At 65.2% G+C, this 14517-nt stretch carries 18 protein-coding genes; 6 read left to right on the top strand and 12 right to left on the bottom strand.

Annotation, left to right across the window (positions count from 1 at the left end; all coding sequences use genetic code 11):
- Nucleotides 1–163: 163 nt before the first annotated feature.
- Genes sdhC through sdhA form a run of 3 tightly spaced genes read left to right on the top strand, consistent with a single transcriptional unit; the run spans nucleotide 164 to nucleotide 2791 of the window.
- Nucleotides 164–607 (top strand): succinate dehydrogenase, cytochrome b556 subunit, encoded by a 444-nt coding sequence (sdhC, locus tag H7692_RS12340; RefSeq protein ID WP_227340249.1) that lies wholly within the window; start codon nucleotides 164–166, stop codon nucleotides 605–607.
- Nucleotides 600–992: a succinate dehydrogenase, hydrophobic membrane anchor protein gene (gene sdhD, locus H7692_RS12345; RefSeq protein ID WP_201928005.1), complete on the top strand. Its 393-nt coding sequence runs from the start codon at nucleotides 600–602 to the stop codon at nucleotides 990–992. The genes sdhC and sdhD overlap by 8 nt, the downstream gene beginning before the upstream one ends.
- Nucleotides 989–2791: a succinate dehydrogenase flavoprotein subunit gene (gene sdhA, locus H7692_RS12350; RefSeq protein ID WP_227340250.1), complete on the top strand. Its 1803-nt coding sequence runs from the start codon at nucleotides 989–991 to the stop codon at nucleotides 2789–2791. The genes sdhD and sdhA overlap by 4 nt, the downstream gene beginning before the upstream one ends.
- A gap of 42 nt (nucleotides 2792–2833) precedes the next feature.
- Here sdhA and H7692_RS12355 read toward each other — a convergent pair whose 3' ends face one another.
- From H7692_RS12355 to leuC, 6 genes are all read right to left on the bottom strand, one after another.
- A complete protein-coding gene (locus H7692_RS12355) occupies nucleotides 2834–3127 on the bottom strand; it encodes a hypothetical protein (protein ID WP_227340251.1) in 294 nt (97 codons plus the stop codon).
- A gap of 62 nt (nucleotides 3128–3189) precedes the next feature.
- A complete protein-coding gene (locus H7692_RS12360) occupies nucleotides 3190–3492 on the bottom strand; it encodes a DUF167 domain-containing protein (protein WP_222137353.1) in 303 nt (100 codons plus the stop codon).
- Nucleotides 3489–4484, bottom strand: a complete 996-nt coding sequence (locus H7692_RS12365; RefSeq protein WP_222137028.1) for an NADPH:quinone oxidoreductase family protein — start codon at nucleotides 4482–4484, stop codon at nucleotides 3489–3491. Before H7692_RS12365 ends, H7692_RS12360 begins: the two co-directional genes overlap by 4 nt.
- Nucleotides 4485–4502: 18 nt before the next feature.
- A complete protein-coding gene (gene leuD, locus H7692_RS12370; RefSeq protein ID WP_222137029.1) occupies nucleotides 4503–5096 on the bottom strand; it encodes a 3-isopropylmalate dehydratase small subunit in 594 nt (197 codons plus the stop codon).
- The gene (locus H7692_RS12375; protein ID WP_222137030.1) at nucleotides 5093–5947 is read right to left on the bottom strand and encodes an N-acyl homoserine lactonase family protein; all 855 of its coding nucleotides are present in this window, start codon (nucleotides 5945–5947) and stop codon (nucleotides 5093–5095) included. The genes leuD and H7692_RS12375 overlap by 4 nt, the downstream gene beginning before the upstream one ends.
- A gap of 44 nt (nucleotides 5948–5991) precedes the next feature.
- Nucleotides 5992–7422 carry a 3-isopropylmalate dehydratase large subunit gene (gene leuC / locus H7692_RS12380; protein ID WP_222137031.1) on the bottom strand — a complete coding sequence of 477 codons (1431 nt, stop codon included), beginning with the start codon at nucleotides 7420–7422 and terminating at the stop codon, nucleotides 5992–5994.
- A 210-nt stretch (nucleotides 7423–7632) separates the two neighbouring features.
- Here leuC and H7692_RS12385 point away from each other — a divergent pair, with 210 nt between their 5' ends.
- The gene (locus tag H7692_RS12385; RefSeq protein WP_222137354.1) at nucleotides 7633–8151 is read left to right on the top strand and encodes a sterol desaturase family protein; all 519 of its coding nucleotides are present in this window, start codon (nucleotides 7633–7635) and stop codon (nucleotides 8149–8151) included.
- Nucleotides 8152–8215: 64 nt separating this feature from the next.
- A complete protein-coding gene (locus H7692_RS12390) occupies nucleotides 8216–8500 on the top strand; it encodes a hypothetical protein (protein ID WP_222137032.1) in 285 nt (94 codons plus the stop codon).
- Nucleotides 8501–8509: 9 nt separating this feature from the next.
- Here the strand turns inward: H7692_RS12390 and H7692_RS12395 are convergent, their stop codons facing one another.
- The 5 genes from H7692_RS12395 to H7692_RS12415 form a co-directional block, all read right to left on the bottom strand.
- Nucleotides 8510–9190 carry a glutathione S-transferase family protein gene (locus H7692_RS12395; RefSeq protein ID WP_222137033.1) on the bottom strand — a complete coding sequence of 227 codons (681 nt, stop codon included), beginning with the start codon at nucleotides 9188–9190 and terminating at the stop codon, nucleotides 8510–8512.
- The gene (locus tag H7692_RS12400; protein ID WP_227340252.1) at nucleotides 9178–10155 is read right to left on the bottom strand and encodes an NAD-dependent epimerase/dehydratase family protein; all 978 of its coding nucleotides are present in this window, start codon (nucleotides 10153–10155) and stop codon (nucleotides 9178–9180) included. The genes H7692_RS12395 and H7692_RS12400 overlap by 13 nt, the downstream gene beginning before the upstream one ends.
- Nucleotides 10156–10220: 65 nt before the next feature.
- Nucleotides 10221–11516: a serine hydrolase domain-containing protein gene (locus tag H7692_RS12405; RefSeq protein WP_222137035.1), complete on the bottom strand. Its 1296-nt coding sequence runs from the start codon at nucleotides 11514–11516 to the stop codon at nucleotides 10221–10223.
- Between the two features lie 58 nt (nucleotides 11517–11574).
- Nucleotides 11575–12210, bottom strand: coding sequence for a CoA transferase subunit B (locus H7692_RS12410; RefSeq protein ID WP_201927994.1), 636 nt, complete (start codon nucleotides 12208–12210; stop codon nucleotides 11575–11577).
- Nucleotides 12207–12920 carry a CoA transferase subunit A gene (locus tag H7692_RS12415; protein WP_227340253.1) on the bottom strand — a complete coding sequence of 238 codons (714 nt, stop codon included), beginning with the start codon at nucleotides 12918–12920 and terminating at the stop codon, nucleotides 12207–12209. The genes H7692_RS12410 and H7692_RS12415 overlap by 4 nt, the downstream gene beginning before the upstream one ends.
- 87 nt (nucleotides 12921–13007) lie before the next feature.
- On the opposite strand from H7692_RS12415, the gene H7692_RS12420 reads away from it, so the two are divergent.
- The gene (locus H7692_RS12420; RefSeq protein WP_201927992.1) at nucleotides 13008–13901 is read left to right on the top strand and encodes a LysR family transcriptional regulator; all 894 of its coding nucleotides are present in this window, start codon (nucleotides 13008–13010) and stop codon (nucleotides 13899–13901) included.
- A 75-nt stretch (nucleotides 13902–13976) separates the two neighbouring features.
- Here the strand turns inward: H7692_RS12420 and H7692_RS12425 are convergent, their stop codons facing one another.
- Nucleotides 13977–14480 (bottom strand): GNAT family N-acetyltransferase, encoded by a 504-nt coding sequence (locus tag H7692_RS12425; protein ID WP_413541446.1) that lies wholly within the window; start codon nucleotides 14478–14480, stop codon nucleotides 13977–13979.
- Nucleotides 14481–14517: the final 37 nt, after the last annotated feature.

Consider the following 14517-nt stretch of genomic DNA (forward strand, 5'->3'; position numbering starts at 1 on the left):
TCGAAATATCGACATATTCCGTCGCCTTGCCTCCTCGCACTGAACAAAATCGCTTCAAACCTCGAACGCATAATTAATGGGTCCTGAGCCTAATCAATTGCATATCGCGCCGACCGCGTTAAACCGCGCCCATCGACCGACAGAGTCACGGAACGGGGCTGATATGGCTGGCAAGCAACCGGGCGGGCGACCGCTTTCACCGCACCTGCAGGTGTATAAATGGGGGCCGCACATGGCGGTCTCGATCTTTCACCGGGTAAGCGGTGACGGGCTCGCCATCGTCGGCGCGCTGATGTTCCTCGCCTGGCTCGGCGCGATCGCCGCCGGTCCCGATGCCTATGCGGCCTTCGTCGCCTGCGTGTGGCACGATCCCGACGCCGGAACCGTCCATAAAATCACCAATATCCTCGGCAAAATCGTCCTCGTCGGGCTGACCTGGGCCTTTTTCCAGCATCTCTTCTCGGGACTGCGCCACCTCGTCCTCGACACCGGCGCGGGCTATGAACTCAAGACCAACAAGCTCTGGTCGGCGCTGGTCATGATTGCCGCCGTGGTCGCGACGGCCGCGGTGTGGCTCTACATCCTTGCGGAGGCAGTCAATGGGTAACGGCACGCATCTCGGCAAGGTCCGCGGCCTCGGGTCGGCGCAGCATGGCTCGCACCACTGGCTGCAACAGCGGCTGACCGCGCTCGGCAACGTCCTGCTCGTCAGCTGGTTCGTCGTTTCGCTGCTCCGCCTGCCGCTCGGCGATCATGGCGCCGTGCTGCGCTGGGCGTCGAACCCGACGGTTGCGCTCGCGCTGATCCTGCTCGTCGTCAGCGTCTTCTGGCACCTGCGCCTCGGGCTTCAGGTGCTGATCGAGGATTATGTCCACGGCGAAGCGACGCGGCTGCTCGCGCTCGTCGTCCTGAATTTCTATGCGATCGGCGGCGCCGCATACGGCATCTTTGCCATCGTCCGCATCGCGCTTGGCGGGGGAACGGCGGCATGAGCGACGCCTACAAGATTATCGATCATGTCTATGACACCGTCGTCGTCGGCGCCGGCGGCTCGGGCCTGCGCGCCACGATGGGCAGCGCAGAGGCGGGGCTGAAGACCGCCTGCATCACCAAGGTGTTCCCGACGCGCAGCCACACCGTCGCGGCGCAGGGCGGCATCGCCGCCAGCCTCGGCAACAATTCGCCCGACCATTGGACGTGGCACATGTACGACACGGTCAAGGGCTCCGACTGGCTCGGCGACCAGGACGCGATCGAATATATGGTGCGCGAGGCGCCGCAGGCGGTCTATGAACTCGAGCATGCAGGCGTGCCGTTCAGCCGAAACGCCGACGGCACCATCTATCAGCGCCCGTTCGGCGGCCATATGCAGAATATGGGCGAAGGCCCGCCGGTGCAGCGCACCGCCGCCGCCGCCGACCGTACGGGGCACGCGATGCTCCACGCGCTCTATCAGCAGTCGCTGAAATATGACGCCGACTTCTTCATCGAATATTTCGCGCTCGACCTGATCATGGAAGACGGCGTGTGCCGCGGCGTCATCGCGCTGTGCATGGAGGATGGCAGCATCCACCGCTTCCGCAGCCAGGCCGTCGTCCTCGCAACCGGCGGCTACGGCCGCGCCTATTTCACCGCGACCTCGGCGCATACCTGCACCGGCGACGGTGGCGGCATGGTGCTGCGCGCAGGGCTTCCGCTGCAGGACATGGAATTCGTCCAGTTCCACCCGACCGGCATTTACGGCGCGGGCGTGCTCATCACCGAAGGCGCGCGCGGCGAGGGCGGCTATCTCACCAACTCCGAAGGCGAGCGCTTCATGGAACGCTACGCCCCGTCGGCAAAGGATCTCGCGTCGCGCGACGTCGTGTCGCGCTCGATGGCGCTCGAAATCCGCGAGGGGCGCGGCGTCGGCCCGCATTCGGATCATATCTATCTCCACCTCGACCATATCGACCCAAAGGTGCTCGCCGAGCGCCTTCCGGGGATTACCGAGAGCGGAAAGATTTTCGCGGGCGTCGACCTGACGCGCCAACCGCTCCCCGTCGTGCCGACGGTCCATTACAATATGGGCGGCATCCCCTGTAACTATCATGGCGAAGTCGTCACGCTCGGCAAGGACGGCCCCGACACCGTCGTCCCCGGCCTGTTCGCGGTCGGCGAAGCGGCCTGCGTGTCGGTCCACGGCGCCAACCGCCTCGGTTCGAACAGCCTTATCGACCTTGTCGTCTTCGGCCGCGCGACCGGACACCGGCTCAAGGAGCTGCTCACGCCCAATGCGGCGCAGCCCGCGCTGGCAAAGGACAGCGCCGATTTCGCGCTGTCGCGTCTCGACCATTTCCGCAATGCGAACGGCGGGTCGCCGACCGCCGAGGTGCGCACCGAAATGCAGCGCGCGATGTCGGCGCACGCGGCGGTGTTCCGCACCGACGACCTGATGGCGGAGGGCAAGGACAAGCTCGCGAAGACCTATGCGCGGATGCAGGACATCCATGTCACCGACCGCAGCCTCATCTGGAACACCGACCTCGTCGAAACGCTCGAGCTCGACAATCTGATCGCGCAGGCGGCGGTGACGATGCATTCGGCGCACAACCGCAAGGAAAGCCGCGGCGCCCACGCGCACGAGGATTTCCCGAACCGCGACGATGCGAACTGGATGAAGCACACGGTTGCCTGGTTCGACGGCTGGGGCGGCAAGGGCGGCGGGGTCAAGATCGACTATCGCCCGGTCCACGAATATACGCTGTCCGACGACGTCGACTATATCAAGCCGAAGGCGCGGGTGTATTGAGGTGATGAGGGCGCCCCGCGCTGCGGAGCGGCGCGGGTGCGATCAGTCGAACAGGCTTCTTAACGGGTCGAGGTCCGAAAAGGGTTGGTCGACCTGCTGGCCCATCAGATACAGCTTGTAACAGGCGATCGCGAAGAACATCAGCGCGATCGTCCAGATGATTGCCGTCTTGATGATGATCCAGCGTTTCGCTTCATAGGCCGCGCGCGCGCGCGCCTTGTGGTCGATGCCCAATTCGCCCTCGAACTCGGCAACGAGCTGCGCGCGGCGGGTACGCGAAATATTCGCGAGACTCGCGGCTTGCGTCACGTCCTGATTTGTCCGGCGAGTCGCCATGCCCACACCTTGTGATCTGGTCACATTTACAGCCACTATAGGTTGGAGGCCCTGATAAAGGGTTAACCTTCCGGCTGCGGGGCGGGGGGCAACCCCGAAACACCGATCAATTTTGTGCGGGCAGAGGTGCCGCGGAGCAGTGAGAGATCGCTCCGCGGCCGGTCGAGTGCCTTGGCCAGCAGCCGCAGCACGGCTTCGTTCGCCGCGCCGTCGGCGGGCGGCGCGCTGACCCGAACCTGCACGACATTGTCCGAAATCTTGATCGTATCGCGGCCGGCGCCGGGGACGACACGGATTTCGAGCCGTCCACCGGCGGCGCGTGCCGCCAGCTCGGCGGTCAGCGCCGGATCGGGCCGGTACTTCAGAGCGTGACGACCAGCTTGCCGACCGCGCTCCGGTCGCCCAGCTTGGCAATCGCCTTGCCCCCGTCTTCGAGTGCGTAGGTGCCGGTGACGCGCGGGCTGATCTTGCCCCGGTCCCACAGCCGGAACAGCCGCGCGATATGGGCGCGGTTGCGTTCGGGTTCGCGCATCACGAACGCGCCCCAGAAGACGCCAGCGACGTCGCAGCTCTTGAGCAAGGTCAGGTTGAGCGGCAGCCGCGGGATGCCCGCGGGAAAACCGACGACCAGGTAACGCCCCTCCCACGCGATCGAGCGCAGCGCAGGCTCGCAATAATCGCCGCCGACCGCGTCATAGACGATGTTGGCGCCGTCGGGGCCCACGGCCTCCTTGAACTGGTTTGCAAGCGCCTTGGAGGCATCCTTGTCGAACGGTTGATAGCCATAGACGACAACTTCGTCGGCGCCTGCCTCGCGTGCGATCTGCGCCTTTTCCTCGCTCGACACGCCCGCAACGACGCGCGCGCCCAGCGCCTTGCCGAGTTCGACCGCGGCGATGCCGACGCCGCCCGATGCGCCGAGGACGAGCAGCGTGTCGCCCTCCTGGATGCGTCCGCGATCGACGAGCGCGTGGATGCTCGTGCCATAGGTCATGAGCAAGGAGGCACCTTCGGCGAAGCTGTGGCTCTCCGGAAGGTGGTAAACATTGTGGACGCCAACCGCGACCGCCTCGGCCATTCCGCCATTGCCGCAGCCCGCGATGACCCGGTCGCCAACCTTGAACTGCGTGACACCTTCGCCAACTTCGGCAACCACCCCCGCGACCTCGCCGCCGGGAGCGAAGGGGCGCTCGGGCCTGAACTGATATTTATCCTCGATGATCAGCGTGTCGGGAAAATTGACCGCACATGCCTTTACGTCGATGACGATCTGTCCCTTGCCGGCGGTGGGGCGCGGCAATTCGCCGAGCGTCAGCGTTTCGGGGCCGCCGGTTGCGGTCGACAAGAGAGCCTTCATCATCTTCTCCTCTGTTCGTTATGCCGCCGCCGGCCGCATCCAAGGCCGTTCGGCGTCGAGCTTCTGCTCATAGGCTGCAATGGCTGCGTCGCTCTTTTCGGTCAGCGAAATTTCGTCGAGACCCTCCAACAGGCACATCTTGCGAAAGGGATCGATCTCGAAGGTAAAGCGGTCCTGAAACTGCGTCGTGACCGTTTGATGTTCAAGGTCGACATAGATCGGATCGGTCTTTGCCACTTCGATCAACCGATCGATCGACGCCTGCGGCAGCACGACTGGAAGAATACCGTTCTTCACCGCATTGCCTGAAAAAATATCCGAATAGCTCGGCGCGATGACGGCGCGGATACCAAGGTCGCCGAGTGCCCATGCCGCATGTTCGCGGCTCGACCCGCACCCGAAATTGTCGCCTGCGATCAGGATCGGCGCGCCTTGATATTCGGGGCGGTCGAACAAATTGTCGGGATCGGCGCGCAGGCTTTCAAAGGCGCCGCGCCCCATGCCCTCGCGGCTCACCGTTTTCAGCCAATGGGCAGGGATGATGACGTCGGTATCGACATTTTTCAGCCCCAGCGGGATGGCGCGGCCTTCGACTTTATCGAGCGGGTTCATTCGGCGGCTTTCGGAAAGGGTGGTAGTTTGGCGACATCGCGCGGCTCGTGCTGGATGATGACGGTGGCACCCAGATTGTCGGCGAGGCCCTTGAACCGGTCGAAGGAAGCAAGCGTGTCGGCGCGATCGGTGTTAAAGGTGGGCACTCCGTTCCTGTCGTAATTCTCCTGGAAATGTGCCTGATCGCCGCTGAGGAGCACGGTCCCGGTTTCGGACAGGCGGACCAGCAGCGCGTGATGGCCGGGCGTGTGACCGGGCATGTTGAGCATCACGACGCGGCCGTCGCCGAAAACATCCTTGTCGCCGCTGACCGGCTCGACCGGCGCGCCGCCGTCGATCCATGCGGCAAAGGGACTAGCATTGACCGATGCAGGCTTGTCCGGGCTCGTCAGGACATCCCAGTCGCCCTTGCCGATGAGCAGCTTGGCCTTCGGGAAATCGGCGAGCTGTCCGATATGGTCGAAATGAAAATGGCTGACCGCGACATAGCCGATGTCGGCGGCGTCGATACCGAGTTCGCCGAGCTGTTCGACGATGGTGCGCGTCATTGAGGCTGACATCGCCCCCTCGCGGCTCAACTCGGCATTTTTCAGGCTCACAGGCAGGCCGAAATCCCACAGCATCAACGTCTCGCCGTGGCGGATCAGGTAACAGCCGACCGACAGGTCGCGGCTCTGCCCTGTATAGGCGAGCGTGTCGGAAAAGGCATTGAGCTGGTTGACGCGGACGGTGCCGCAGTCGAGCCGCGTCAGGGTGAGCGCCGGTGCGGCTTTATCCTGCGCTGTTCCCGAGAGGGGAAGCAGCAGCGCGGCGACACTGGCGGCAAGGGCAGCAAGTTGTTTCCGGACCATCTTCTTCCTCCTACGAATTTTCGGGGGGGTGGCAGGTGAAAAAGTCAGCGCATCAACTCGCGCACGTCGGTCAGCCTGCCGGTCACCGCCGCCGCCGCCGCCATCGCGGGGCTGACGAGGTGAGTGCGGCTGCCGGGTCCCTGGCGGCCCACGAAATTGCGGTTACTCGTCGAGGCGCAGCGTTCGCCCGGCGGAACCTTGTCGGGGTTCATCGCAAGGCACGCCGAGCAGCCGGGCTCGCGCCATTCCAGCCCCGCCTCGATGAAGATGCGGTCGAGCCCTTCGGCCTCGGCCTGGCGCTTCACGAGGCCCGAGCCGGGGACGACGATCGCCCATTTGACCGTGTCGGCCTTGTGGCGGCCCTTGATGACCGCGGCGGCGGCGCGCATGTCTTCGATGCGGCTGTTGGTGCAGCTGCCGATAAAAATATTCTCGACCGCGACGTCCTGCATCCGCGTGCCCGGCTCCAGCCCCATATAGGCGAGACTCTTGGCAGCCGCCGCCTGTTTCGACGGATCGGCGAAGCTCGCGGGATCGGGCACGACGCCGGTGATCGGAACGACGTCTTCGGGGCTCGTTCCCCAGGTTACGCTCGGTGCGATGTCGGCGGCGTTGATAACAACGCTCTTGTCATAGGTCGCACCCGGATCGGTGGCGAGGCTCCGCCAATAGTCGACTGCCGCGTCCCAATCGGCGCCCTTGGGCGCATAGGGACGGCCCTTGAGGTAGGCAAAGGTCACATCGTCGGGCGCGATCAGCCCGGCGCGCGCACCGCCCTCGATCGCCATGTTGCTGACCGTCAGTCGTCCCTCGATCGACAGCGCACGGATGGCGCTCCCGGTATACTCGATGACATGGCCGGTGCCGCCCGCAGCGCCGATGGTACCGGTGATATGGAGGATGATGTCCTTTGCGCTGACGCCGGGGCCGACTTCACCCTCGACGCGCACTTCCATTGTCTTTGCTGGCTGGAGCAGCAGCGTCTGCGTCGCGAGCACATGCTCGACCTCGCTCGTCCCGATGCCGAAGGCGAGCGCGCCGATGCCGCCGTGGCATGCGGTATGGCTGTCGCCGCACACGATGGTGGTGCCGGGCAGCGAAAATCCCTGTTCGGGCCCGACGACATGGACGATGCCCTGCTCGGCTGCGACCGCGTCGATATAACGGATGCCATATTCGGGCGCGTTCTTTTCGAGCGCGGCGAGCTGCGCCGCGCTCTCGGGATCGACGATGGGCAGGCGGTTGCCGTTTGCATCCTTGCGCGGGGTCGTCGGCACATTGTGATCGGGTACCGCGAGCGTCAGGTCGGGGCGGCGCACCGTGCGACCGCTCGCGCGAAGCCCCGCGAACGCCTGCGGGCTGGTGACTTCGTGGACTAGGTGGCGGTCGATGAAGATCAGGCAGGTGCCGTCGGGGCGACGCTCGACGACATGCGCGTCCCAGATTTTCTCGTACAGGGTGCGGGGGCGGTTCATGCGGTCCACTTAAGCCAGTCGAACAACAATGCAAGCCGGTGGCTGATGAAAACGCAATTATCGGTCGCCGATCATGCCCGATCTATTGTTGCCGTCCCGGACTTGATCCGGGATCCAATCATCCAAAGTCGCGCGAATGGATCCCGGGTCAAGTCCGGGATGACGAATCCAGATAGTGATTTGGATATGGATCGGGCCTATATTGTCAGCATGTCGCTGCCCGCCATCCTCCTCCTTGTCCTCGCCACCGTCGCGGGGATGGAATTTGTCGCCTGGGCAAGTCACAAATATATCATGCACGGTTTCGGCTGGGCGTGGCATCGCGACCATCATGAGCCCCATGACAAGGCGCTGGAAAAGAACGACCTGTTCGCACTTGTCGGCGCCGCACTCAGCATCTCGATGTTCGCGCTCGGCAGTCCGATGATCATGGGCGCGGGGGCGTGGGAGCCGGGGACGTGGATCGGGCTCGGCGTCCTCATCTATGGCATCATCTACACGCTCGTCCACGACGGGCTCGTCCACCAGCGCTGGTTCCGCTGGGTACCGCGGCGCGGCTATGCGAAGCGGCTGGTTCAGGCGCACAAGCTCCATCACGCGACGCTCGGCAAGGAGGGCGGGGTCAGCTTCGGCTTCGTCCTCGCGCGCGACCCGTCGAAGCTCAAGGCTGAACTCAGGGCGCAGCGCGAAGCGGGCATCGCGGTCGTGCGCGAGGCGCTCGCCGAATAATCGTTCGGGGCCCTCCGCAACCATCGGGCACGCGCTTGGTTGCACTTCCCGAAAGGAGTTCGCAATGTCAGGCAGGGTTTCTACCGGACGCGTTGGCGGCGTTCTGAAAATGTTGGGCGGCGTCGGGCTGGTATGGCTCGCCGGCCGCGCAATGAAGGGGTCGGGTGGCCAGAAAAAGGCCGACGGTCATGCGGCTGCCTATCGTGACGATGAGACCGATCCTGAAAATATCGACCAGACGCGCTCGGCCGGGCCGGACGCGATGCGCGATCCGGCGACGCGGCCGTGGGGAGCGGTCGACGAGGCGAGCGACGAATCCTTTCCGGCCAGCGACCCACCTGCCTATTGAGACCGGGTGTCAGGCGGCGCGATAGTCGGCGATTATCGCACCCGCCGCCGCGAGTTCCTCTTCATGGCTCGCCTCGCGCCAGTCCTCGGCGAGCGCCGCGGCTTCCCACTCGCGCATCGCCGGGTGGGCGAGAATATGATCGACCCACGCCTGTCCCGCACCGACATCGAGTCCATAGGTACGAATACGGAAAGCGACCGGCGCGAAAAAGGCATCGACTGCGCCAAAGGTGTCACCCGCCAGCCAGGGGCCGCCAAAGCGCGCCAGTCCCTCTTCGAACAATTCGCGGAGGCGCGCGACATTGGCCTTCAGCGCATCGGACATCGGCTTGGGCGTGACGCGCACCCCCACATTCATCGTGCAGTCGCTGCGCAGCGCCGCAAAGCCGCTGTGCATCTCGCACGCCGCGCATTGTGCCCAGGCGCGCGCATCGGCGTCTGTCGCCCACACGCCATCGTGCCGGTCGGCAAGGTAGAGCGCGATACCGAGCGAATCGTAAATCGCCCGCCCCTCGTGCAGAAGCACCGGAACCTGCCCGGTAGGGGAGAAGCTGCGAAACTCGTCATAATTGGTCGGTTTGGTGAAGGGTTCGATGCGATCGTCGAACCTTATTCCCAGGCCCTTCATCAGCATCCACGGGCGCAGAGACCAGCTCGAATAATTGCGGTTGGCAGTGATCAGCACATACATGACTCGCGCTCCTGTGCGACGATGGGGGAGGTGTAGTCGGGATCATGCGCAAAGGGCAGCTCGCTGCCGTCGCGGAGCGCCGCGAGTACCGCGGCAAAGTCGGTTCGCGCGCGCCAGCCGAGACGGCGCTCGGCGCGCGATGGATCATAGACGCGGTCGATAGCCTCGGGCAGCACCCATCCGCGCGCAGCATAGAGATCGGCGGCGTCGGGGAAGTGCCGTGCGATCACCGCACGCGCATTGCACGCCAGCTCGGCAGCCTCCTCGCGCGCAAAGGGCGGCGGTGCCGACAGGACGAACGTGTCGCAGCCGATCTCGGGCGTGCGCTCGAGCGCGGCGAGATGCGCCGCCGCGGCGTCCTCGACCGTCAGGCGGCGGTTAAGCAGTTCATTGGCCTTGAGATTCTCCCCGCTCGGGACGGCGTGCGTATCGTCATCCTCGGGAAAGAAGCGCCCCGCGCGCAGGATCGCGATCGATATGCCATGCTCGCGGTGGACGAGCCGGCACGCCTGTTCGGCGGCGAGTTTGGTGATGCCATAGATGTTGCGCGGCGCGAGCGGGCCGAAATCTTCGTCCATCCACCAGGCGCCAGCATCGCTCGCCCCTGCGCGCACATCGTCGCGGACCATCAGCGACGTCGTCGAGGTGAAGAGAAACCGGTCGTTGCCCGCCGCGACGGCGGCTTCGATCAGGTTGAGAGTTCCGCTCGTGTTGACGTCGATGAAGGCCTGGCGCGGATAACGGACGATGTCGGGCTTGTGCAGCGCGCCCGCGTGGATCACTGCCTCGATGCCATTGTCGCCCATCGCCCGGTGGACGAAAGCGCGGTCGGCGACGGTGCCGAGCAATTGCGTATGCGCGCCGGGCACGACGTCGAGCCCCACAACCTCATGTCCCGTCTCGATCAGCAACGGCGCGAGATAGCGTCCCAGCCAGCCCGACGAACCGGTCAACAGGACGCGCATCGAATGTCTCCTACGGCCAAGGACGCGCGCCCGATAACGAAGCGCGAGGTCGCGAGCAAGCCTTGTCAGTCGGGCGCAACCTGACCTGCGTCGCGCGGCGCGACGATCGGCGGGGGTGCGGCCGGGTTTTCGCGCTGCGGCAGCTCGCTGAGGTCGAGCCAGTCGGTGTCGGTGCGCCGGTGATAACTGTCGATGGCGGCGAATGGGATGCGGAAGGGAAAGCCCCAGTCGCTGTTCCACATTGCGACGACGCCCGTCCGCGTCGCAGGTTCGAAAATCATCGTCGCGCGATAGCCCGACACCGCACCCGAATGGCCCGCGAGACGGCTGCCGCCAAAGGTAAAGCTTCGCCAGCCGAGGCCGTAGGCGGCGTCGCTGTTCGCTTGCCGCAGCGCGCCGCCGTAGAGCCGTCCGGTGCCGACGCGGGGGCGATGGGCAAGCTCCAGCACCGCGGCGGAAAGCACGTCGGAGCGCCCCCCCATCATCGCCTGCATCCATTTTGCGAAATCGACGATGTCGCTCTGGACACCCGCCGCCGCTGGAACGCGCCAATAGGCCTCCTTGACCGGCAGCACGCGCTGCTCGCGATGCGGCTTCGCCCAATCGGCTGCTGCGATCAGCGGCTCCATTCCATAGCTGGCGCTCGCCATGCCGAGCGGAGCGAACAGCCGGTTCATCACGGCATCCGAAAAAGGCTCGTTCGCCGCGCCCGACAAAAGCTCGCTCGCGGCGTCGAAAGCGATATTCTGGTAGGTGTGACAGGTGCCGGGATCGCATTGCAGCGGCGCGCCGGCCAGGCTGACGCGTAGCGCCGTCGGGTCCTGTCCGTCCTCAAGCTTGTCGTCATAGGCGTTTTTCGTAAGGCCGGTACGCTGGGCGAGCAGGTCCTCGATCGTGATGCGCGTCTCGCCGCCGCCGGGAAGGCGCAGCGTCGTGCGCCGGTCGGCCAGCCGCGTGCGAAGGTCGAGCGCGCCGCGATCGGCGAGCGCTGCGGCGAGAGTGCCCGCCACCGTCTTCGACACCGACGCCCAGCGAAACAGCGTGTGCGGCGTGACCGGCGCGCCGGTCGATGCGTCGGCGACCCCATAGGTGCGGACAAAGCGCAGTTCGCCTTCCTCGACGACCGCGACCGCGAGTCCCGCCATCTGGGGCCGCTGCGCCAGCGCGGTCAACTGCCGGTCGAAGGCGCGATAATCGATGCGCCCGCGCCATTCGGCGGGCGTGTCGGGCAGGTTTTCGGGGGCGCTGCGCGGAATGGCGACGCTGGCGACGGGATCGCCGCCGCCCATCGCGCGATAGCCGACCCAGCCCGACAATCCCAGTGTGGCGAGGGCGATCAGAACGATGACGATGCGGTGCATGGGGCGGTCTCTTAGCCGCCCCTTACCCCGTCGTCACCCCGTCCGCTGTGGGAAGGCGTCAGGCGATGTAATGCGCCGTCGTCTTTGCCGCGACCTCGTCCGCGGTCACACCCGGTGCCAGCTCGATCAGCCGGAACGGGCTGTCATGGTCGTCGCGTTTGAACACGGCAAGGTCGGTGATGATCATATCGACCACATTCTTGCCCGTCAGCGGCAGCGTGCACGCCGGTATGAACTTGGGGTCGCCGTTCTTCGACACATGCTCCATCACGACGATGATCTTCTTGACCCCGGCGACAAGATCCATCGCGCCGCCCATGCCCTTGATCATCTTGCCCGGGATCATCCAGTTGGCGATGTCGCCATTTTCGGCGATTTCCATCGCACCGAGAACGGTCAGGTCGATATGCCCGCCGCGGATCATCGCGAAACTGTCCGACGAGCTGAAATAGACCGACTGCGGCAGTTCGCTGATCGTCTGCTTGCCCGCATTGATCAGGTCGGGATCTTCGTCGCCCGCATAGGGAAAGGGGCCGATGCCGAGCATGCCGTTTTCCGACTGCAGCGTGACCTCCATCCCCGCGGGGATATGGTTCGCGACCAGCGTCGGGATGCCTATCCCCAAGTTCACATAATAGCCGTCCTGCAGCTCTTTCGCGGCGCGCGCCGCCATGTCGTCACGGGTCCAGCTCATTGTGCATCCTCCCGCTCGCGGACGGTTCGAAATTCGATCTTCTTGTCATAGGGCGCGCCGACGATCATGCGCTTCACATAAATTCCGGGCAGGTGGATCGCGTCGGGGTCGAGGCTGCCAACGGGGACGATCTCCTCGACCTCGGCGACGCAGATTTTTGCCGCGGTTGCCATCGGCTGGTTGAAGTTGCGCGCGGTCTTGCGGAAAATCAGGTTCCCGCTCTCGTCGGCTTTCCATCCCTTGATGATCGCGAGGTCGGCAAAGATGCCGCGTTCGAGGATATAATCCTCGCCGTCGAAGCTCTTCACTTCCTTGCCCTCGGCGACGAGCGTGCCGACGCCGGTCTTGGTATAAAAGCCGGGGATGCCCGCGCCGCCCGCGCGGCAGCGTTCGGCGAGCGTCCCCTGCGGGCAGAATTCGACTTCGAGCTCGCCTGCCAGATATTGCCGCTCGAACTCCTTGTTCTCGCCGACATAGGAGGAGATCATTTTCTTGACCTGCCGCGTGCGTAGCAGCTTGCCCAGCCCTTCACCGTCGATGCCGGCATTGTTGCTCGCGATGGTGAGGTCCTTGACGCCCGCGTCGCGGATCGCGTCGATCAGCCGCTCGGGGATGCCGCACAGGCCGAAACCGCCCGCGCAAATATGCATGCCATCGAACAAAAGCCCGTTGAGCGCCGCCGCCGCGTCGGGATATCGCTTATTCGCCATAGGTCGGCCTCCTCTCGTGTCGCGTGCGACATTGGCGCAAATAATTCATCAATTCTAATTGTTCTAATTTTCGATTATTCATAACTGATGTCTATTAATCGAATTTCGATCTACCATCTCGAAACCCTGCTGTGGATCGAGCGGCTCGGGACCTTCTCGGCGGCGGCCGAGCGGCTCAACACCACGCAGCCCGCGGTGTCGGCACGGATGCGCGAACTTGAGCAGCGCGTCGGCGCGACGCTGTTCCGGCGCGACGGGCGCGGCATGGCGCTCACTCCGGCGGGGCGCAAGCTGGTGCGCGACTGCGCGCCGCTGCTTCGCGAGATGGAGCAGGCGCTGCTCGGCAGCGGCGGCTTCGGCGAGGCGAGCGGGGTGGTACGCATCGGCGCGGGCGAGATTGCGGCGGCGAGCTGTCTCCCGCCCTTCGTCGCCGAACTCAAGGCCGATATGCCGGGTGTCGGGCTGGAGATCGAGATCGATCTTACCGCCAATCTCATCCAGCAATTGCTCACCGGGCGCACCGACCTCGCGTTTGCCGCAGGACCGATCGCGCACCCCGCGCTCAAGACCAGCCCGATCGGCGAGGTCGAACTGGTCTGGCTCGCAAGCCCCGCAGTCGCTGCGGCCTTTGCGGGCGGCGCGGCCATGCTGCCGGTCTGGTCGCTCGCCAGCCACTCGCCGATCCACGGCCGGATGCGCGAGGCGATCGCGGCGTCGCGCATTGCGCAAAAGTCGCTCAATCTCTGCAACAATGCGCGCACGATGATCGACATCGCGCGCGCCGGGGGCGGCATCGGTATCTTCCCGCGACCGATGGTGCGCGGCGAAGTCGAAAGCGGCGCGCTCGTCGAAATCGCCGCCATGCCCGCCCTCGCGCCCGTCGAGTTCCACGTCGCAATGCGCGTCGCCGACACCGAACCCGTGCTCACGCAGATATTCGACCGCGCGGCGAAACTGAACCTCGCGGCGGCAGGCGCATGATGAGGGCAGGGTGCGACCGATTTCCGGGCATTCTTTCCACCCTCAAGCCGACGTCCCGCCGACCAAGTGCTCAACCTAACGCGGCCCGACCAACCCCTCGCCTGCCGGAATGTCATGCCCGTTGACGTCGCGCGCAAGCAGGCGGCGCTTTTCATAGGGACCGGGCAAGTCCCATTTGCCCGTTGCTTCGGCGGTGAAGCCGAAGAAGCGGCCGTAATATTCGGGGTCGCCAATCATCATCAGCGCGCCGTCGCCGGCGCTTTCGGCGGCTGCGAGCATATGGTCCATCAGCCGGCGGCCGTGCCCGCCGCGCTGCGCGTCGGGGCGCACGGCGACCGGGCCGACCATCACGAGCGGGGTGACGGTGCCATTGGGGGCGCGGTGCGCGACCGGCCAGCATTGGATCGTCGCGACGAGCGCGCCTTCGGACACCAGCGCAAAGCTGAGCGCAGGGATGGCGCTGGCGCCCTCGCGAAGCCGATAGGCGGTGCGGGCGAAGCGGTCGGCGCCGAATGCCGCGTCGAGCAAATCCTCGACCGCCTGCGGTGCAATCTCCGCCAATGGAAGTAACTCGACCAACGCGCGCCCTTTCGCTAATGCGGCGGCGCTTTAGGGG

The organism is Sphingopyxis sp. P8, from assembly GCF_020622175.1.
In the GTDB taxonomy this organism is placed as follows: domain Bacteria; phylum Pseudomonadota; class Alphaproteobacteria; order Sphingomonadales; family Sphingomonadaceae; genus Sphingopyxis; species Sphingopyxis jiangsuensis.